Annotated in this window: 16 protein-coding genes; 3 read left to right on the top strand and 13 right to left on the bottom strand. The window is 41.9% G+C overall.

All coding sequences use genetic code 11. The annotated features are described in order from the left end of the window. Positions 1–323: 323 nt before the first annotated feature. From I2503_RS06610 to I2503_RS06630, 5 genes are read right to left on the bottom strand one after another with little or no spacing between them, the layout of a single operon-like run. Positions 324–1,250 carry an ATP-binding cassette domain-containing protein gene (locus tag I2503_RS06610; RefSeq protein ID WP_196967419.1) on the bottom strand — a complete coding sequence of 309 codons (927 nt, stop codon included), beginning with the start codon at positions 1,248–1,250 and terminating at the stop codon, positions 324–326. Further along, on the bottom strand, positions 1,251–2,327 hold the full coding sequence (locus I2503_RS06615) for an ABC transporter ATP-binding protein (protein ID WP_196967429.1): 1,077 nt from the start codon (positions 2,325–2,327) through the stop codon (positions 1,251–1,253). It abuts the gene before it with no gap. A gap of 5 nt (positions 2,328–2,332) precedes the next feature. After that, positions 2,333–3,259 (bottom strand): oligopeptide ABC transporter permease OppC, encoded by a 927-nt coding sequence (oppC, locus tag I2503_RS06620; protein ID WP_196091664.1) that lies wholly within the window; start codon positions 3,257–3,259, stop codon positions 2,333–2,335. Continuing rightward, positions 3,259–4,755, bottom strand: coding sequence for an ABC transporter permease (locus tag I2503_RS06625; protein WP_196967420.1), 1,497 nt, complete (start codon positions 4,753–4,755; stop codon positions 3,259–3,261). Before I2503_RS06625 ends, oppC begins: the two co-directional genes overlap by 1 nt. A gap of 59 nt (positions 4,756–4,814) precedes the next feature. After that, a complete protein-coding gene (locus tag I2503_RS06630; protein ID WP_196091666.1) occupies positions 4,815–6,785 on the bottom strand; it encodes a peptide ABC transporter substrate-binding protein in 1,971 nt (656 codons plus the stop codon). Positions 6,786–6,949: 164 nt separating this feature from the next. On the opposite strand from I2503_RS06630, the gene I2503_RS06635 reads away from it, so the two are divergent. Continuing rightward, positions 6,950–8,197 carry a serine hydrolase gene (locus I2503_RS06635; protein WP_196091667.1) on the top strand — a complete coding sequence of 416 codons (1,248 nt, stop codon included), beginning with the start codon at positions 6,950–6,952 and terminating at the stop codon, positions 8,195–8,197. Between the two features lie 221 nt (positions 8,198–8,418). On the opposite strand, the gene sufB is transcribed toward I2503_RS06635, so the two are convergent. The 8 genes from sufB to I2503_RS06675 form a co-directional block, all read right to left on the bottom strand. Continuing rightward, positions 8,419–9,834 (bottom strand): Fe-S cluster assembly protein SufB, encoded by a 1,416-nt coding sequence (gene sufB, locus I2503_RS06640; protein WP_196967421.1) that lies wholly within the window; start codon positions 9,832–9,834, stop codon positions 8,419–8,421. Continuing rightward, entirely contained in the window at positions 9,834–10,280 is a 447-nt protein-coding gene (gene sufU, locus I2503_RS06645; RefSeq protein WP_196967422.1) for a Fe-S cluster assembly sulfur transfer protein SufU, read from the bottom strand. The genes sufB and sufU overlap by 1 nt, the downstream gene beginning before the upstream one ends. Beyond that, complete coding sequence (locus I2503_RS06650; protein ID WP_210766816.1) at positions 10,267–11,499, bottom strand: cysteine desulfurase; 1,233 nt, start codon at positions 11,497–11,499, stop codon at positions 10,267–10,269. Before I2503_RS06650 ends, sufU begins: the two co-directional genes overlap by 14 nt. A gap of 15 nt (positions 11,500–11,514) precedes the next feature. Beyond that, positions 11,515–12,777, bottom strand: coding sequence for a Fe-S cluster assembly protein SufD (sufD, locus tag I2503_RS06655; RefSeq protein WP_196967423.1), 1,263 nt, complete (start codon positions 12,775–12,777; stop codon positions 11,515–11,517). A 21-nt stretch (positions 12,778–12,798) separates the two neighbouring features. Then, complete coding sequence (gene sufC, locus I2503_RS06660) at positions 12,799–13,569, bottom strand: Fe-S cluster assembly ATPase SufC (RefSeq protein WP_196967424.1); 771 nt, start codon at positions 13,567–13,569, stop codon at positions 12,799–12,801. Between the two features lie 87 nt (positions 13,570–13,656). Beyond that, the gene (locus tag I2503_RS06665; RefSeq protein WP_196967425.1) at positions 13,657–14,808 is read right to left on the bottom strand and encodes an MraY family glycosyltransferase; all 1,152 of its coding nucleotides are present in this window, start codon (positions 14,806–14,808) and stop codon (positions 13,657–13,659) included. 2 nt (positions 14,809–14,810) lie between these two features. Beyond that, positions 14,811–15,581 (bottom strand): adaptor protein MecA, encoded by a 771-nt coding sequence (locus tag I2503_RS06670; RefSeq protein ID WP_196967426.1) that lies wholly within the window; start codon positions 15,579–15,581, stop codon positions 14,811–14,813. Positions 15,582–15,662: 81 nt separating this feature from the next. Beyond that, the gene (locus I2503_RS06675) at positions 15,663–16,508 is read right to left on the bottom strand and encodes an undecaprenyl-diphosphate phosphatase (protein ID WP_196967427.1); all 846 of its coding nucleotides are present in this window, start codon (positions 16,506–16,508) and stop codon (positions 15,663–15,665) included. A gap of 202 nt (positions 16,509–16,710) precedes the next feature. On the opposite strand from I2503_RS06675, the gene I2503_RS06680 reads away from it, so the two are divergent. Then, positions 16,711–18,273 carry an ABC transporter substrate-binding protein/permease gene (locus tag I2503_RS06680; RefSeq protein WP_196967428.1) on the top strand — a complete coding sequence of 521 codons (1,563 nt, stop codon included), beginning with the start codon at positions 16,711–16,713 and terminating at the stop codon, positions 18,271–18,273. Further along, positions 18,270–19,013, top strand: coding sequence for an amino acid ABC transporter ATP-binding protein (locus I2503_RS06685; RefSeq protein ID WP_179925887.1), 744 nt, complete (start codon positions 18,270–18,272; stop codon positions 19,011–19,013). The genes I2503_RS06680 and I2503_RS06685 overlap by 4 nt, the downstream gene beginning before the upstream one ends. The last annotated feature ends 232 nt before the right edge of the window (positions 19,014–19,245 follow it).

The following is a 19,245-nucleotide window of genomic DNA, read 5'->3' on the forward strand; positions in this document are numbered from 1 at the left end:
TTGATTTAGCTTCGAATTTATTATTGACAGGTAGTATTCCTACTACCCACACATTGGTATTCGTCTTGTTCAGTTTTCAAAGGTCATGTCTCTCATGAGACAACTTAATCAGTTTATCAAAACTTCAACGGCTTGTCAACACTTTTGTTTAACTTTTTTGAAGTTTTTTTGTTTTCGTTCGTTTGAGCCGAACTATTCTACTGATTGCGTCCCGTTTAAGGAACTCTCCCTTCAGGACTTTATTAGTATACAACATGATGATGGTCTTGGCAAGGGGAAAGTTTCATTTTTTTAATAAAAAAGAGCATCCCCACTGAATGCTCTTAATTCACTTGATTACGATAGCTCTGCAGTTCTTTCTCATTTCCCCATACAAAGTGACCAGGAGTGATTTCTTCCATTTTTGGTTTATCTTCCGAATAATCATGTATAGAGGGATCATAAACTTTAAGAACTTTCTTGCGTTCTAGAAGTGGATCTGGGATTGGAACTGCAGATAGCAATGATTGTGTATAGGGATGAAGCGGGCAACTAAATAGTTCCTCAGTTTCAGCTACTTCAACAATAACACCTTTATAAATAACTGCAATTCGGTCTGAAATGAATCGAACAACTGATAGATCGTGGGCAATAAATAGATAGGTTAGACCTAGTTCACGCTGGAATTTCTTTAATAGATTAAGAACCTGTGCCCGAACCGATACATCTAGAGCTGATATTGGTTCATCTGCGATTACAAAATCTGGCTGCATTACTAGAGCCCGTGCAATACCAATCCGCTGTCTTTGTCCACCAGAAAATTCGTGTGGATAGCGAGTCAAATGCTCTGCAAGAAGACCTACAGACTCTACCATTTCACGAACTTTACGCTGCCTATCTTCTTCATTTTCAAATAAATTGAAATTGTATAACCCCTCCGAAATGATATAGTCCACGGTTGCACGCTCATTCAAACTCGCAGCTGGGTCTTGGAAAATCATTTGAATTTTACGAATCAATTCTTTTTCTTCTTCACTGGTCTTTTTCCCATTAATTCGCTTACCGTCAAAGAAGATATCACCACCACTTGTCTCATTTAAACCAATAATGGCACGCCCTATCGTTGTTTTCCCACTACCTGACTCTCCCACTAGTGAGAAAGTTTCTCCTCTGTTAATGAAAAAGTTAGCATTTTGCACAGCTACAAATTTTTTGCTTCCTTCTCCAAAGGAAATCTCTAAATCTTTCACTTCAATAAGTTTATCAGTCAATTAGCTATCTCCTTCCATAAAATCAGCAAAAGTCATTTTTTCTCGAATCTTTTCATGCAAATTTTGAATAACCTCTGGCTTTTCCACACGAGGTGCCATTTCATGCAAAAGCCAGGTTTTAGCCCAATGGGTCTCAGAAACGTAAAATGTCGGGGCTTTTTCTTCAAAATCAATTGCCATAGCATAGTCAGAACGAAGTGCGAACGAGTCACCTTTAATCTCAGTGTAAAGAGATGGCGGCGTACCTGGAATTGAGAAGAGTTCTCCATCTTCACCAGCTAACTGGGGTAGACTAGAAAGCAAACTCCATGTGTAAGGATGTCTAGGATCGTAGAAAATCTCTTCCACGGTTCCATATTCGATAATCTCTCCTGCATACATGACAGCTACTTTATCAGCTATACTTGCCACCACACCTAAATCATGGGTAATAAAGATAATCGTAAATCCGTATTCATTTTTTAAGTCTTTTAACAAATCTATGATTTGGGCCTGTATGGTTACGTCTAAAGCTGTGGTAGGCTCATCACAGATGAGGATATCTGGTTTACATGCTAGGGCAATTGCAATCACAATCCGTTGACGCATTCCTCCGGAGTATTGGAAAGGATACTCCGAAAAACGTCTTTCTGGATCCGGGATGCCAACTTTATCCATGTAGTCAATCGCCATTTCCTTAGCTTCTTTTGCATCCTTCCTTTGATGCTTAATAATAACTTCTGTAATTTGACTACCGATCGTTTTAATCGGATCAAGACTAGTCATCGGATCTTGAAAAATTGTCGCAATCTTTTTGCCTCGAATTTCCGCCCATTCTTGATTTGTTTTCAGTTTGGTCAAATCCTGCCCTCTATATTCAATAGAGCCTTGGGCAAGACGACCATTATCTTCCAGCATACCTGTAAATGTTTTAGTTAAAACAGATTTACCACTTCCAGATTCACCAACTAATGCTAAAACGTCACCTTCAAGTAACTCTAAAGATACACCCCGGATGGCGGTCAAGATCCGATCACGGACCTTAAACTCAACGACTACATCCTGAGCATTTAAAATAATATTTTTTTCTGACATAATCGCTCCTATCTATGAGTTCTTGGATCACTTGCATCCGCCAAATTCTGTCCCACAATGTAGAAAGACAATGAAACTAAAATCAACACGGTCAATGGAATCCAAAAGAGGTAAGCATTAGTAGTAACATTTTGAGAATAGGTTGATATTAACCGGCCTAAACTTGGCACTGTTGCTGGCAAACCGATTCCAAAGAAAGATAGGAAAGCCTCATAAGAAATGTAGGAAGGTAACTGAGCTGCAGCCATAGTTACAATAACCGATACCAACTGTGGTAAAAGGTTACGGACAATTATCTTACGTGATGGTGTCCCAAGAGTTCGACTTGCTAAATTATATTCCAAATCACGGTAGCGTAAAATTTGTACCCGTATAGTGTAAGCTACACTAACCCATGACGTTACAGTCATAGCAAAAATCAAATTCCAAAAGCCAGAACCAAGTGAGTAGGTCAAAACAATAACAATCAACAATTGAGGAATATTAGAAATAATGTTATATACCTCAATCATAACACGGTCTACTGACTTAGACACACCCCAGATTCCACCAACAAAAACTCCAATCACCATCGTAATTACTGTGGCAATAACTGCAATCAAAATAGAATTTCGTGCTCCAAACCAGACAGCGTCAAAAAGAGAATGGCCATTAGCATCGGTTCCAAACCAATACTCAGCATTAGGAGCAATATAGCGTAAAGCAAAGTTGTTTACATTAGAAACATCATTAGGGTCATAATCTGAAATAATAGGATAAATAAAACTCATCAAAACGATGCTAGCTAAAACAACTAACATAACAAGCGTCATCCTACGCTTCAGAAATTCTCTAAAAACTGACTTCCAATAAGAATATGCTGGTGCATCTATTGATTCAGAGGCAAAATCATCACGTTTGACAAATTCAAATTTTGAAGAATCTAACTGTGCCATTATTTACCTCCTTTTGAAGATAGCTTAATTCGTGGATCCAAGACAGTCATCAGCAAGTCACCAAGTAAGTTCGCCAAGATGGAAAGACTTGTAAAGATGAAAGTTAAGCCAACCACCATTGTATTGTTGGCAGCACGGACAGAATCAATCAACATTTTCCCCATTCCTGGAAAGGCAAACACAGACTCCGTTAAAGTAGCACCGATAATTACTAGAATAATAGCTGAAGGGATACCTGCGACAATTGGAACCATAGCATTCTTAAAAATATGCTTCTGCATAATTTCCTTCTCTGATAAACCTTTCGCACGAGCAAAACGTACATAATCACTAGACTGTTGATCAATCATGTACCGGCGAATCCAAATAGTCAAACTTGGAGTACTCAAGAGACCAAGAATTACTGCAGGAAGCACATAAGAACGCCAATCGCCTGCTCCTAAAGTTGGGAAAGAGTCTGGAAGACCGATAAAAGAACCTAACAATCGAACCAAATACACCAAGGCAATAGTTGGAAGTGCAAGTAAAAAGGTCAAAGTTGCTGTTGAAACAGAATCCAAAGTACTATTTTTATAGCGTGCTAATACTGAACCAATTGGAATCGCCAATCCGTATGAAATAATGACTCCAATAATACCAATAATAGAAGAGTTAACAATCATGGATGGATCAGTGTAGTTACTCTTAGTCGCACTATAGTTATCTCCCTCTCCAAAGTTTCGAATGTCACGCTCATCCATCTTTGCTGGATTTTTATAAGAACGACTATAAATATTCACTGAGGACATCTTTTTACCAGTTGGGAAAGAAGTTTCCGCCGATTCTGTTTGTCCCTGTCCTTGGGTAATCACCTCTAAAACTGACTGGCCAGAAAAAGTTGGATAAGAATTCCCAAGATTCAAAGTCAAGAAGTTTTGATGGACAAATGGAAAAACTCCATTAAAATACAATAAATATTTGTGCTGAGTTCCGGATCCAACTACTGACCAACCGATTGCAGGATCATTTTCAATGCGAATGTAGCGTTCCAAATCTGGATTCTCTGCATCTTGAATTTTCCAAGGGTGGTCAATTTGAATCAGATTTGCATAAAAATCAAACACACGTTCATAAATAGGAACCTGCCGAACCGCATAAAATTGCTTACTTTCAGGCATTTGTTCTAGTTCCCAGTTTCCGCTTAAACCATCCAAGTATTCCTTGTATACCTTACGATTTGCATCTGTACCTTCAACGGTCACTGATTTATCAAGAGACGATGCTTTTTCTTGAAGTTCTTTGCTAGAGTAATACTCTTCATAACCCATTCTTTCAAAAACGGTGTGTTCATAATCCGCTTTAGAGTCCGGAGTCTTCGCAATTTTATTGTACTGCGGATCCTGTTTAAAAATGAGGTTCCTAGGCACTAATGTATAAACAATAGTGTAAATCAGGGTGGTTACCAAAAAAATGGAAACCAACGAGCGTAAAATACGCATCAGGATGTATTTTTTCATCGCTTTTTCCTTATTATCTCAAAAGAACTTTCTCACTTCGGAGAAAGTCCTTGTAATCTTTATTTCACATGGTTTTTCATTTCTTCATCTGCCTTCTTAGCAGCTTCTTCACGTTTTTTGTTCCACTCTTCACGAGCTTTATTGTAATCTTCAGTCGTTACATTACCATCATTTGGTTCAAGGTATTTAAAGATAACACCATAGTCACCCTTATTACCTGACCACGCAAATGGCTCTGTGAACGGTTTTAATCGTGTGACACTTGTGCCTCCACCCTTAGATTCAATTGGAACAATCAATGCACTATCCGTCAGCCATGCTTGTGCAGCTGCGTACTTCTCATAACGAGCTTTTGTATCTTGAGTTTCTTTAGCCGCCTCGTTGACTAAATTCTCATACTCATACAAGCCAACTGCTTTTGCACTTTCGACATCAGCACCTGGATCAAAACCAAGATAAGTCTTAGTTGATTCACCAACAGATGGACGAATAATGTCTAAATAAGTAGACGGATCTTGGAAATCTGGCCCCCAACCAACTTTATTAGAGATATCCCAATCTGTTTGTGACGCATTTTCCGCAAAATACGTAATATTATTAACCTCATCTGCAGTCATCTGGTGTAGATCAACAACCACGTTTTCTTTGCCAAGATTTTCTTCTAAGGATTGTTTAATCGATTGTGCTCTTTTCACTGAAGTAGTAGCCGTTTGATCAACTGGTAGGTCTAAACGAATAGGGAAAGTAACACCATCAGCTTCCAAAGCTTGTTTCGCTTTGGCAAATTCAGCCTTAGCTTTTTCTGGATTATACAAGCCGTTTTGAGCATCAGAAAGATCCACATCTTTCCACTCCTCTTTATCAGCTAGTTGTTCTTTTACCATGTCTCCAAATTCTTTACCATCTGCTGATACGAATCCTGGTGGAATAAATAGATTGCGAAGAATTGAATCCGCACTCTCTTCACCAACTAACTGTGCCGTGTATGCTGAGCGGTCAAAGGCAAAGGTTAAAGCTTGACGGAAGTCTTTATTAAGAAGAGCTTTCTTTGTCGATTCTTTCTGAGCATCCGTCTCCTTGGCTGTATACTTATAAGATTGGCGGTCGATATTCATACCTAGAAGATAGGTTGTTGCATCTTGTGGAGGTTGAACAATGTTATCTTCGTATTTTTCAGACATTTTCTTATAAGATGGGGCATTTGGATTAAGACCGGCTTTTACAAAAATATTCTTATCAAAACCTGAAATTGTCATATCCAAGTCTGATCCATCATTATAAGTTAATTTTATTGTGTCAAAATGTACGTTATCTTTATCCCAATAACCTTCATTTTTAGCCATCTGAATCTCAGACTTAGCTGTCATTGATTTCAGAAGGAAAGGTCCATTGTAGAGAAGACTTGTTGGATCACCAGTTTTGGCAAAATTATCTCCCTGTGAAGTCAAGAATTCCTCATTAACAGGATAAAGGATTCCATAGGTTGTTTTGGAATTCCAATAAGATTCAGGGCGGTTCAACGTGTATTCTAGGGTATAATCGTCTACGGCTTTAATACCAACCTTGCTAAAATCTTTTTCTTTTCCTTCAACATAGTCTCTTAGACCTTTGATTGAATCTTCAACAACATATAATGCCTCGGCTTCATTTTCTGCTGCATATTTCAACCCAGTCACAAAATCTTGTGCTTTTACATCAGCATATTCTTCACCCTCAGAGGTGTACCACTTAACACCCTCCCTAAGTTTATAAGTGTAAGTCAGTCCATCTTGAGATACTGTCCAATCTTCTGCAACGGATGGTACATAGTTTCCGTATGGATCATTCTCCATTAACCCATCAATGACATTTGAAGTAATACTCGATGTAGCCTGCTTCCCAGTGATCAAATAATTTAAATTATCTGGATCTGTTTGATAAATATAAGAATACGTGGAAGAATTCCCCCCACTCGAACTTGAGCAAGCAGCAAGCACGCCAACTGATAGCAAGCTTACTCCTAATAATGCGAATAATTTACTCTTTTTCATTACAGAACTCCTTTTCCATCAATGTAATGTCCTTATTCTACCACAGTCCTTTTAAAAAGTAAATGAATTTTCTGACTATTATGTATTTTTTTCCTCTCAAAATTCTAGGTCTCTTTTTAGAACTATGATAAAATAGAGTAATTAGTATCTGAAAGAGGAATCCTATGAAACGACTTATCCAGTTTATTCTGGTCACCATAATATTACTGTCATCCCTGCTTCCTAGTATAACTGTTACAGCTGCAGATGACTTTAAAACAACCGCCAAAAGTGCCCTGGTTTTTGAACAAAACACCGGAAAAATTTTATTCGAAAAAAATCCTGATGAATTAATCGGTATTGCCTCCATCTCCAAACTGCTGACAACCTATGTAGTCCTAGATGCAGTTGAGGCCGGAGAAATCAACATGGATACAAAAGTTCCAATCGAGGATTTCGCCTACCAGCTAACTGTAGATTCTTCGACCTCAAATGTCCCTATGGAAGATCGAAAATACACGGTTGAAGAATTACTCCATGCCATGTTGCTTTCCTCAGCCAATTCGGCAGCCATCGCCCTTGCCGAAGAAATTGCTGGGAAAGAAAAGGATTTTGTCAAACGGATGGAAGACAAGCTAGACAGCTTAGGGATCCGTGACTACAAACTCTACAATTCATCCGGCTTAAACGAAAGCGCCTTGAATACTGTGGATGGTGGTAAAAACCAAGAGAATCTCATGTCTGCCAATGCTCTTGGAGTCATGGTTTATCATCTTCTGAAAGACCATCCTGAAATCACCGAAATTACCGAGAAAAACCAAGCTAAATTCGGGAAAGATACCATTTATGCCACCAATCAGCTTATCCCCAACATGCCCCGCTTCCGCAATGGCGTGGATGGATTAAAAACGGGTACTTCTGCTGAGTACGGTGATTCCATCATTGTCACAACCACTGAGCGCGGAATGCGCCTAGTCAGTATCGCTCTTAGCGTTGATAACCCTGACCAAGATCCAAATGCCCGTTACAACGCGACAATCTCACTCCTAAACTACATCACGCGCACTTTTTTCGCCAATGTACTCGCCGCTGAAGGCGAACAATATGAAGATTCAACTGCTGTTATTAAAGATGGTAAAAAATCACCTATCGCAGCTGTTGCCAAAACCGATGCCATCCTCATCCAACGTGGGGATTACACAGGGGACCTAGATATCAAATGGGAGACAGACCCCAACGGGTATCAAGCCCCAATCCAAAAGGGAGAGTTTATCGGCAACTTGACCTATAAAGATCCTGAACTTATCGGTAAAGGTTATATCCAAGGACAGGAACCAAAATTCGCCATGGTCAGCAAGGAAGATGTTGCCAAAAGCAACTTCTTCAAAGTCCTCTGGAACGACTTTGTCCTTTTCGTAAACGAAAAACTCTAATACTCATTGAATTTCAAAATCTGACTTTGTCAAACCTCTTTGATGAACTTATTGATTGCGTGCCTTGCACACTTCCTTGATAAAATACAACAGGTCTCCCAGACCTATTGCACTATCATCATCAGCTATCCTCGTCATTCTTTGGAATTTCTGCGTGTATTCTGATTTTGAAATTAGTGTCGGATAAGTCAAAAAAACCAGCAATTGCTGGTTTTTTTGACTTATCCGACACTACCTTCCATTTCATAGCTAATCAAACGATTGAGTTCGACAGCGTATTCCATTGGAAGTTCTTTTGTAAATGGTTCTACAAATCCCATGACAATCATCTCTGTTGCCTCTTGTTCAGACAAACCACGACTCATGAGGTAATAGAGTTGCTCTTCTGAGATTTTAGAAACCTTGGCTTCGTGTTCCAAAGCCACTTGTGAGTTGTGGATTTCATTAAATGGAATGGTATCTGATTTAGACTGGTCATCCATGATAATGGTATCACACTCAATATGACTGACGGATTTCTTAGAATTACGGGCAAAGGTCACTTGACCTCGATAGTTTACTTCGCCGCCACTCTTCGCAATAGACTTCGAAACGATGGATGAGCTCGTGTGAGGGGCATTGTGGATCATCTTAGCACCAGTATCCTGCACTTGCCCTTGGTTGGCAAAGGCGATAGACAGCATGGTTCCACGCGCACCTTCGCCATCAAGGTAAACAGATGGGTACTTCATGGTCGTTTTAGCCCCGATATTCCCATCAATCCATTCAACGGTCGCATTTTTCAGAGCTTTCGCTCGCTTGGTTACCAAGTTGTAGACATTGTCCGACCAGTTTTGAATCGTCGTGTAACGGACGTAGGCTCCTTCCAACGAGAAGATTTCTACGATGGCTGCGTGCAGACTATTGCTAGAATAGGTTGGAGCTGTACAGCCTTCAACATAGTGCACACTGGCCCCCTCATCCACAATAATCAAGGTTCGCTCAAACTGACCTGTGTTTTCATTGTTAATCCGGAAATAGGTTTGGAGCGGAATATCCACTTTAACCCCTTTAGGCACATAGATAAAGGTTCCACCTGACCATACTGCACTATTCAAGGCAGCTAATTTATTGTCTGTTGGTGGAACAAGTTTGGCAAAATATTGCTTGAAAAGGTCTGGATATTCTTTCAAGGCAGAGTCTGTATCGGTAAAGACAATCCCTAGCTTTTCAAACTCCTCCTTCATATTGTGGTAAACCACTTCTGATTCATACTGGGCAGAAGCTCCCGCAAGATATGCGCGTTCAGCTTCCGGAATCCCGATTCGTTCAAAGGTTTCTTTAATTTTTTCTGGAACGTCATCCCAAGAGCGAGCTGGTTTATCTGACGGTTTTTGGTAGTAGATGATGTCATCAAAGTTAATCTGGGTCAAATCAGCACCCCAAGTCTCCAATTCCATCTTCTTAAACGTCTCATAGGATTTAAGACGAAAATCCAACATCCACTGAGGTTCATTCTTTGCCGCTGACAATTCACGAATAACATCCTCGCTCAACCCTTTACCAGTCGAGAGAATGGGATCAACATCGTCATGAAAACCAAATTTATATTCCCCCAAATCAATTGGCTTGGGTTCTACGCGTTCATTTTCAGCCATTATTTTCCTTTCGTTTCATTTACTTCCATTGCTTTTTTCAAAGCATTCCATGCAAGAGTGGCACATTTAATCCGCTGCGGGAACTGTGCAACCCCAGACAAAAAGGCTGCGTCACCGAGCTGGTCGGTCGAGGACAATTCTAGCCCTTGTACTAGATCAGAGAAACCCTGGGCAAGCGCCCTAACCTCTTCTTCTTTTTTTCCAATCACAAGGTCCGTCATCATGGAGGCAGAGGCTGTCGAAATGCTACAACCCGAATTGATAAAGGAAATATCTCGAATTCGACCTTCCTCATCCTTGAGCAAAAAGAGTTGAATCACATCGCCACAGGTCGGGTTGTTCAAATGAATCGGCTCCACTCCGGACAAAGTCCCCTGGTGATGGGGATGTCTGGAATGCTCTGCCACTAGCGTTCGATAGAGACTGTCCAATTTAGAAAGTGCCATTAAAAAACTCCTTTGTTTTCTCCAAAGCCTGGACAAGGCGATCGCAATCTTCCTTGGTATTGTATGCATAGAGACTAGCCCGCAGCGTAGCACCAACTCCTAAATAGGACAGCAGAGGCTGGGCACAATGATGCCCCGCTCTTACAGCGACCCCTTCATAATCCAAGGCAGTCGCTACATCATGCGGATGCAACCCCTCAAGGTTGAAGGAAATCAAACCCGTTCTCCCTTCCAAAGAAGGAGGTCCATAGATTTCCACCCCCTCAACAGACTGCAGGCCTCGCCAAAGATAGGCTAGTAAATCCTTATCCTGAGCCGCAAGTCGGTCCATCCCTAAATCATTTAGATAATCAACAGCAGCTCCCAAACCAATCGCTTCCGCAATTGGAGGTGTTCCAGCCTCCAATTTCCAAGGTAGATCCGTCCAGGTTGACTCTTGTTCAAAAACAAAGTCAATCATCTCGCCGCCAAATTCTACCGGTTCCAACTCCTTCAAATGAGATTCTTTACCATAAAGAACCCCAATCCCGGTTGGCCCCATCATCTTATGACCGGAAAAGACTAGAAAATCGACCTCTAATTGCTGAACATCAACAGGAAGGTGCGGCACAGACTGAGCTCCATCTACCACTAGGTAAGCCCCCACATCGTGAACCCAGTCAGCAATCTCTGCAATCGGATTTTCAATCCCTAGCACATTGGAGACATGGGCCAAAGAAACTACCTGTGTGGCTGGATTCAATTTAGCCTTAACATCATCCAAATCCAGACGACCATCTTTGAGATAGACATAAACCAATTTGGCTCCTGTTCGTTGACAAACCTGTTGCCAAGGAACAATATTGGAATGGTGTTCCATGATCGAAATCAGAACCTCATCTCCAGGGAACAATTGGGGTTCTAACATCCGAGCTAGATGGTTGAGACCTGTCGTTGTTCCCCGAGTAAAGATAACTTCTCTTTCAGAAGCGGCTCCGATAAAGGACGCGACTTTTCGTCGCGCTTCTTCATAGGCTTGGGTCGCAGACTCCCCTAAACTATGAACACCACGGTGAACGTTCGCGTTAATTTCCTGATAATAGCGATCCATGGCCTCGATTACAGCACAGGGCTTTTGGCTCGTTGCTGCACTATCCAAGTAGACGAGGTCCTCATCATGGACCTGCTGGTCGAGAATGGGAAAGTCTTTTTGAATCTGCCGACCGTCGATTGGCTGCATGGCTACTCCTCTTGTTTATCTTTTACTTAACTTATCTTCAATCACTTGGATCATGTCGTCTCGAACTTCTTTAACAGGGATTTCTACAATAACGGCCCCCAAGAAGCCACGAACGACTAAGCGTTCCGCAGTTGCTCGGTCCAATCCTCGACTCATAAGGTAATAAAGGTCCTCTGGGTCTACCTGACCAATAGAAGCTGCGTGGCCGGCTGTTACTTCATTCTCATCAATTAACAGAATTGGGTTTGCATCTGACCGAGCCTGATCTGACAACATCAAAACGCGGCTTTCTTGTTGGGCATCTGCCCCTTTGGCACCACGAATAATGTGACCAATTCCATTAAAGGTCAAGGTTGCTTTTTCCAAGATAACGCCGTGTTGGAAGATATTTCCAACTGAGTTGGCACCATGGTTGGTTATCCGGCTGTCAATTCCTTGAACTTGTTTGCCAGATGAGAGAGCGACCACTTTCATATCCGCATGGCTTCCGCGTCCAATTAAGTCGGCATCAAAAGCAGCCACTACATTTCCCTCGTTCATCACACCGAGAGCCCAGTCAATGGTGGCATCATTGCCAATCCGGCCTCTACGGGTCAGGTAGGTGGTCAGGTTCTTACCAAGGCGGTCAATGGCAGAGAATTTAACGTGAGCCCCTGCCTGAGCAATCACTTCAACCGTAATATTGGCTGTAACTTTTTCTTGACCTTCACCCAAGGTTTCCAAGCGTTCCAAGTAAGAAAACTTACTATTGCGACCTGCAATCACTAAGATGTGCTTATTGAAGGGAACGCTTGAATCACTTTCCTGGTAAAAAATTCCTTCTAAGGGTTGAGCAATCTCTACATTATCTGGAACATACAAAATAGCTGCACTGTTAAAATAGGCTGTGTGATAAGCCGCAAGTCTGTCTGCATCGTAGGATAGGGCAGACATAAAATGTTCTTCCACAACTTCTGGAATTTCTTCTAGGGCTGTTGCCAAGTCCGTAAAAATAACACCTTGCTCCATCAATTCAGGAGACAATTGTTCTAAGACTGTTTGAGTCCCTACTTGCACCAACTTGGGATTACTGCTGAGGTCCGCAAAGGCAGGAACATTCCCACTAGCCTCACTCAGCTCAAGCCGACCATCTCCCAAATTCCAACGATGAAACTTGACCCGCTCAATTCTGGGCAAGTCCAGTTCTTGGATTTTATCAAAAGCTTTCAAGCGCAAGTCTTGTAACCATACTGGCTCTGCCTGGGCTTGCGAAAAAGCCAAAATGCTTTCTTTCGTCATCGTTTCCTCCTCAGCCTAGGCTTATACTTCTTCCTCGTATGCAAACCCGAGTTCTTCTGCAATTTTCGCATAACCTTCTTTTTCCAAGCGGGCTGCCAACTCAGGACCACCAGAGAGAACCACTTTTCCGTCCATCATGACATGCACGGCATCTGGTTGAATGTAGTTCAGCAAACGCTGGTAGTGAGTAATAATCATGGCACCAAAGCCTTCTCCCCGCATCGCATTAACCCCTTTAGAAACAACCTTAAGGGCATCAATATCCAAACCAGAGTCAATTTCGTCTAGAAGAGCAAAGGTTGGTTCCAACATTAAGAGTTGTAAAATTTCATTGCGTTTTTTCTCACCACCTGAGAATCCTTCGTTAAGGTAGCGCTCTGCCATTTCTTCTTTCATGTTAAGAAGGGCCATTTTCTCATCCAATTTCGTGATAAAATCACGAACAGAAATCTTGTCCTCTTCCTCCTTGCCTGAGTTCATGGCTGCACGAATAAACTCTGCATTGGTGATGCCTGGGATTTCACTAGGATACTGCATCGCTAAGAAGAGCCCCATTCGTGCCCGTTCGTCTACTTCCAATTCCAAAATGTTAACCCCATCCAACAGAACTTCCCCTTGGGTAACTTCATAGTTAGGGTTCCCCATAATCGCAGCGGACAAGGTTGATTTTCCGGTTCCGTTTGGTCCCATGATAGCCGCAACTTCACCCGTCTTGAGGGTTAAGTTAACTCCCTTTAAAATTTCCTTATCCTCAATGGATACATGGAGATCTTTAATTTCCAATACTGACATGATTTGATCCTTCCTTCTAGGTAATACGGTTTAAGTATAACAAAAAAAAGCCTCTGAGGCTTTTTTTGTGTTTAGAATTATTCTTATCTACTTTTCTTGCCGTCTCCGACGCACTTCCTCCCGATAAGCTGAATTTCCAATGAACCGCAGGGTATTCAATAAGGGCGCCCGATCAGGCCCTAAAATTCCTAATAATTCTACAAACAATTCGGTTCCAAGTGCCAAAGCCAATAGAAGCAAAATCCCCCCAATTCGGCTTGATACATTGAGCAAAAGGGAAATCATAGAAAAGATAAAGGTAATCCCATAAATCACCAGCACAGTCCCTCGATGAGTCAAACCAAGACTCAATAGACGATGGTGCAAGTGGTGGCGATCCGCTTCCGAAATCTTTCGCCCCGCCAGACGTCGGCGAATAATGGCCATCAAGGTATCTGTAATCGGAACCCCTAAAATGATCATAGGCGTAATAACTGCGACAGCTGTCGCATTCTTCAAACCTTGTAGGGATAAAACCGAGATCATAAATCCCAAGAACAGAGCCCCTGTATCCCCTAAAAAGATAATCGCCGGATGATAGTTATAGGGAAAAAATCCCCCAATTGCCATAACCAAGAGTAAAATCAACATGGTCAAAAAGAGATTATCTTGTGGTAGGAAAAAATAAGACACAATGGCCATGGTCCCTAGCGAAATAATGGACACGCCGCTTACCAAGCCATCCAAACCATCCAGGAGATTGACCGCATTGGTTATAGCTGCAATCCAAATCAATGTTAGGACAAAAGATAAAATCGGACCAAAATGTAAAATGGGTCCCCCAAAAGGAATTTTAAAATTGTCCAAACGGAAATCCGTCAAGGCCCAAATCAGAACAGCAGCCGTCAGAATCCCCAACATCTTATGAGCAGGCTTCAAATCTAAAATATCATCCAACAATCCCGTCAGAACAACTACTCCACCCGCAAGTAAAACTGGCCAAACATACTCTAAATAAGTCTGCCCAAAAGCTGTCACCTTGACAATCCCTGGCATAATAAAGAGATTCACCAAGCCAAAGGACAGGAAAATTGCCAATCCACCAGCGGTCGGCATGGGCTTGGTATTTATCCGCCTTGCATTTGGATAATCCACCGCCCCAATCCGAAAGGATAAGAGCCGAACTAAGGGGGTCAACACGATGCTCCCTAAAAAGGTCGCAATCAAAGCTAATATAAAAGAAAGGGCAAAGGGTACCATGTCTAAATCCTTTGTAAGTCTTCAATCGCATTCCCGTAAAGTAAAACTGTCCCATGTTCCTGAAGAACAGGTCTCGTTACCTGAGACTCTTCCGCCATTTCCCGCATGCGAGCCATCAAATAAACCGGATACTTACCAGGCATCTGGCTCGTATTCACTAAAACAGTCAGATAGTAGTGGCCCTTATATTTATACAACTCGGAACCATCGTAGTCATAATCAACCAAATCTACATAGGCACGAACCTTCGCAAAATCTGAAAATTGCAGAACATAATACAAAAAATGATTTGCTGGTTTTTTTTCTTCACTTTCTTGCCCCTGCTCCCCGTCCACTTCTTCCTCTCGATCAGCTTCAACCTGCTTCCGGAAGGTGTCCAATTCACTCAGCAGCTCATCCGACTGTGGATCCTGACTATAGTTCTTTAGCGCCTCTTCCATGGCCTTGATAAACTGCTCTGGATCCATGTCCGGGAAATCCTCCATTTGAGGCAAGTCCTCAAAGTCGAAATCCTCAAAATTGATGGGTTTGTCCACATCAGACTTGGTCACAAAGACATCCAAGCGATCTGGTTTTGGAGTCACTCGAAAACTTAGCATTCCCGAATCCAGAAAATTCTCCGGTAAATCCAATTCGTCTAGAATGGTGTAAAAGAAATCTTCCGTTTTTTCTTGCGGAACCAAAAAATCCGCCAACTCCATTCCTCTTTCTTCCAAATCGTTCATACTGATCGAAATCTTTAAAGTTCGATCATTTAATTGTTTCATTTTCATTTAAATACCTCATCCTCCAGTATACTGAATTTTCCTTAAGATTTCAAAAAAAGAGCGGAATCTCGCTCCACTCTTTTGCATTTAAGCCAAAAAGGCACGTACCCCTGCATAGATTAGCAAGAGAATACCTAGAACAATACGGTATTTCCCAAAAATAGTGAAATCATTCTGCTTCACGTAACCTGTCAAAAAGCGGATGGCATACAGACTGACTCCGAAGGCTGTCAACATGGCCACTGCCAACAAGAGACCCTCAGCCCCTGTTAAAGTATTGCCATTCAGGATAAACTTAAGCACTTTGACCGCACTGGCTCCAAACATCACTGGAATCCCTAGAAAGAAAGTGAATTCTGTCACCACAGACCGACTGGTGCCATTTAACAAACCACCCACAATGGTCGCACCGGAACGACTTGTCCCAGGAAAAAGTGCTAAGACTTGGAAAAATCCAATCTTCAAGGCTGTTGAATAAGGCAGATCTTCTAAGCGAGTAATACTTGGATGCTTCACAAAGTCTTGGCGCTCAATCACAATAAAGGCTGCCCCATAGATGATCAACATCAGAGCAATGGAAACAGGATTGTAAAAGTGAGCCTCAAACCATGAATCCAAAGGAACCCCGATGACCATTGCTGGTAGAATAGCCACTAAAACTTTGGACCACAGTGACCAAGTTTGTCTCACTTCTTCTTTGGATTTACCCGGTTTGAAAGGGTTGAGCTTTCCAAAATAAATAACGACAACTGCTAAAATCGCTCCTAGCTGAATGACGACATTAAACATGTCCATAAAGTCAGCTGAAACATTCTTAAACTGGAGCCATTCCTGCAAAAGCAACAGGTGCCCCGTACTGGAAATTGGCAACCACTCCGTAATCCCTTCTACAATTCCAAAAATGATCGCTTTTAGTAATTCAATGACAATCATGTCCTTTTGTCCTCCATAACAGACTTGATTATACCACAAGCCTCTTTTAGAGACCAGAAAAATCCACAAATTCCGACTGATCTAGACAAGTTAGTCCCTAAAAAGACCATCCATACCATACTTTAAAACGTTTTCACTAAAAAATTATATTGATTTGTCTACTCTTTTCCTATATAATGAAATAATTTAGAAGGAGGTTCCTATGAAAAAGTTAGTAGTAAGCCTACTCACGGGACTCGCACTGCTTTTTACCTGGGTCAGTCCAGTCCAAGCAGATGAGTACTTAAGAGTCGGGATGGAAGCAGCCTATGCTCCATTTAACTGGACACAGGACGACGACAGTAACGGTGCCGTACAAATCGAAGGCACAAACCAATACGCCAACGGCTATGATGTTCAAATCGCCAAACAAATTGCAGAGAAACTTGGTAAGAAACCTTTGGTTGTTAAAACAACTTGGAATGGTTTGATTCCAGCCCTTACCTCTAAAAAAATCGACTTGATCGTCGCAGGGATGAGCCCTACTGAGGAACGCCGCAAAGAGATTGCCTTCTCAGATAGCTACTACCGGAGCCAACCAGTTATTGTTGTTCGAAAAGACTCCGACTATGCCGATGCCAAATCACTAGCTGATTTCAAAGGAGCAAAACTCACATCTCAACAGGGAGTTTACCTCTACGATTTAATCGACCAAATCGACGGTGCATCCAAAGAAACAGCTATGGGGGACTTCGCACAAATGCGTCAAGCCTTGGAAGCTGGTGTTATTGACGGTTACATCTCTGAGCGCCCAGAAGCCCTCACAGCAGAAGATGCCAACTCAATCTTTAAGATGGTTAATCTAAACCCTGGATTTAAAACCAGTGATGAAGAGGTTACGACTGCTGTAGGGATGCGCAAGGACGATGCTCGCATAGACGAAGTCAATGCAGCTATCACTGAAATTTCAACAGACCAACAAGTGGCTTTGATGGATGAAATGATTAAACATCAACCACTTGAAAGCGACACTGAAGAAGAAACACCAAACTTCTTCCAACAAATGCTAACCATTGTTCAAAATAATGGTTCTCAATTCTTACGCGGAGCTGGAATTACCCTCTTGATTTCCATTATTGGTACCGTAGTTGGTACTGGTATTGGACTCTTGATCGGAGTCTACCGGACAGCCCCTCAAGCGAAGACAAAAGTTCCAGCCTTTTTCCAAAAACTCTTTGGTTGGTTCCTCAGTGCTTACATTGAAATCTTCCGTGGTACACCGATGATTGTACAATCCATGGTTATCTATTACGGAACAGCCCAAGCCTTTGGGATCAATATTGACCGAACACTTGCAGCCATCTTTATCGTTTCCATCAATACTGGTGCCTACATGAGTGAAATTGTCCGGGGTGGGATCTTCGCTGTTGATAAAGGACAATTTGAAGCTGCAACTGCCTTGGGAATGAGCCACGGCCAAACCATGCGTAAGGTCGTATTGCCACAGGTTGTCCGCAACATCCTTCCTGCGACAGGGAATGAGTTCGTTGTAAACATCAAAGATACCTCTGTGTTGAACGTAATCTCTGTAGTTGAGCTCTACTTTGCCGGAAATACCGTTGCAACTCAAACCTACCAGTATTTCCAAACCTTTACCGTAATCGCCATCATCTACTTCGTTCTTACCTTTACCGTAACCCGCATCTTGCGTTATGTAGAACGTCGTTTGGATACCGATACTTACACTACCGGAGCAAATCAAATGCAAACGGAGGTGATTAAATGACGCAAACAACCATTCTTGAAATCAAAAATCTCAAAAAATCCTATGGTCAAAACGAAGTGTTAAAAGACATTTCTTTAACCGTTCATAAAGGGGAGGTCATTTCCATCATCGGAAGTTCCGGTAGTGGTAAATCCACCTTCCTCCGTTCCATCAACCTCTTGGAAACTCCAAGTGCAGGTGAAATTTTCTACCATGGAAAAAATGTTCTAGCCGATGAGCACGATCTTACAACTTATCGTGAAAAACTCGGGATGGTTTTCCAAAACTTTAACCTTTTCGAAAATTTAAACGTTTTGGAAAATGCCATTGTAGCCCAAACAACTGTTCTCAAGCGTGAACGTTCGGAGGCAGAAAAAATCGCCAAAGAAAACCTCAACAAGGTTGGCATGGGAGAGCAATATTGGTTAGCAAAACCAAAACAACTCTCTGGTGGACAAAAACAACGGGTCGCTATTGCTCGTGCTCTCTCCATGAATCCTGATGCCATCCTCTTTGATGAACCGACTTCAGCTCTCGACCCTGAAATGGTCGGCGAAGTTCTCAAAATCATGCAAGATTTGGCACAAGAAGGGTTGACCATGATTGTGGTAACCCACGAAATGGAATTTGCCCGCGACGTATCTAGTCGCGTCATCTTCATGGATAAAGGCGTTATCGCCGAAGAAGGACGTCCAGAGGACATCTTCACCAATCCGAAAGAAGAACGGACACGTGAATTCCTTCAACGCTATCTTGGCTAAGAAAAAAGCTTCCTAAATTTTCAATGTCATTAAGTTAAGACCTAGAATTTAAAATAAGACCACATTTGAAAGCTCATAATTACATCAGACTTTCAAATGTGGTCCTTTTGTGCACGCCAAATAAAGGTTTTTGTGACCTTTTTTAAAAATTATGATACTCTATAGGTGAAACTTACTACTGATTGATTTTTCAGTCGCCTTTCAAACGTCCGACCTGGACGAATGATTGATA

The sequence above is a fragment of the Streptococcus sp. NLN64 genome, assembly GCF_015831295.1.
In the GTDB taxonomy this organism is placed as follows: domain Bacteria; phylum Bacillota; class Bacilli; order Lactobacillales; family Streptococcaceae; genus Streptococcus.

Excerpts from the sequence above, each read along its gene's own strand:
- I2503_RS06685 (WP_179925887.1), top strand. The coding sequence starts at position 18,270 with ATGACGCAAACAACCATTCTTGAAATCAAAAATCTCAAAAAATCCTAT.
- sufB (WP_196967421.1), bottom strand. The coding sequence starts at position 9,834 with ATGGCTGAAAATGAACGCGTAGAACCCAAGCCAATTGATTTGGGGGAA.
- sufD (WP_196967423.1), bottom strand. The coding sequence starts at position 12,777 with ATGACGAAAGAAAGCATTTTGGCTTTTTCGCAAGCCCAGGCAGAGCCA.
- sufU (WP_196967422.1), bottom strand. The coding sequence starts at position 10,280 with ATGGCACTTTCTAAATTGGACAGTCTCTATCGAACGCTAGTGGCAGAG.
- I2503_RS06675 (WP_196967427.1), bottom strand. The coding sequence starts at position 16,508 with ATGATTGTCATTGAATTACTAAAAGCGATCATTTTTGGAATTGTAGAA.
- oppC (WP_196091664.1), bottom strand. The coding sequence starts at position 3,259 with ATGGCACAGTTAGATTCTTCAAAATTTGAATTTGTCAAACGTGATGAT.
- I2503_RS06670 (WP_196967426.1), bottom strand. The coding sequence starts at position 15,581 with ATGAAAATGAAACAATTAAATGATCGAACTTTAAAGATTTCGATCAGT.
- I2503_RS06635 (WP_196091667.1), top strand. The coding sequence starts at position 6,950 with ATGAAACGACTTATCCAGTTTATTCTGGTCACCATAATATTACTGTCA.
- I2503_RS06665 (WP_196967425.1), bottom strand. The coding sequence starts at position 14,808 with ATGGTACCCTTTGCCCTTTCTTTTATATTAGCTTTGATTGCGACCTTT.
- I2503_RS06650 (WP_210766816.1), bottom strand. The coding sequence starts at position 11,499 with ATGCAGCCAATCGACGGTCGGCAGATTCAAAAAGACTTTCCCATTCTC.
- I2503_RS06625 (WP_196967420.1), bottom strand. The coding sequence starts at position 4,755 with ATGAAAAAATACATCCTGATGCGTATTTTACGCTCGTTGGTTTCCATT.
- I2503_RS06630 (WP_196091666.1), bottom strand. The coding sequence starts at position 6,785 with ATGAAAAAGAGTAAATTATTCGCATTATTAGGAGTAAGCTTGCTATCA.
- sufC (WP_196967424.1), bottom strand. The coding sequence starts at position 13,569 with ATGTCAGTATTGGAAATTAAAGATCTCCATGTATCCATTGAGGATAAG.
- I2503_RS06680 (WP_196967428.1), top strand. The coding sequence starts at position 16,711 with ATGAAAAAGTTAGTAGTAAGCCTACTCACGGGACTCGCACTGCTTTTT.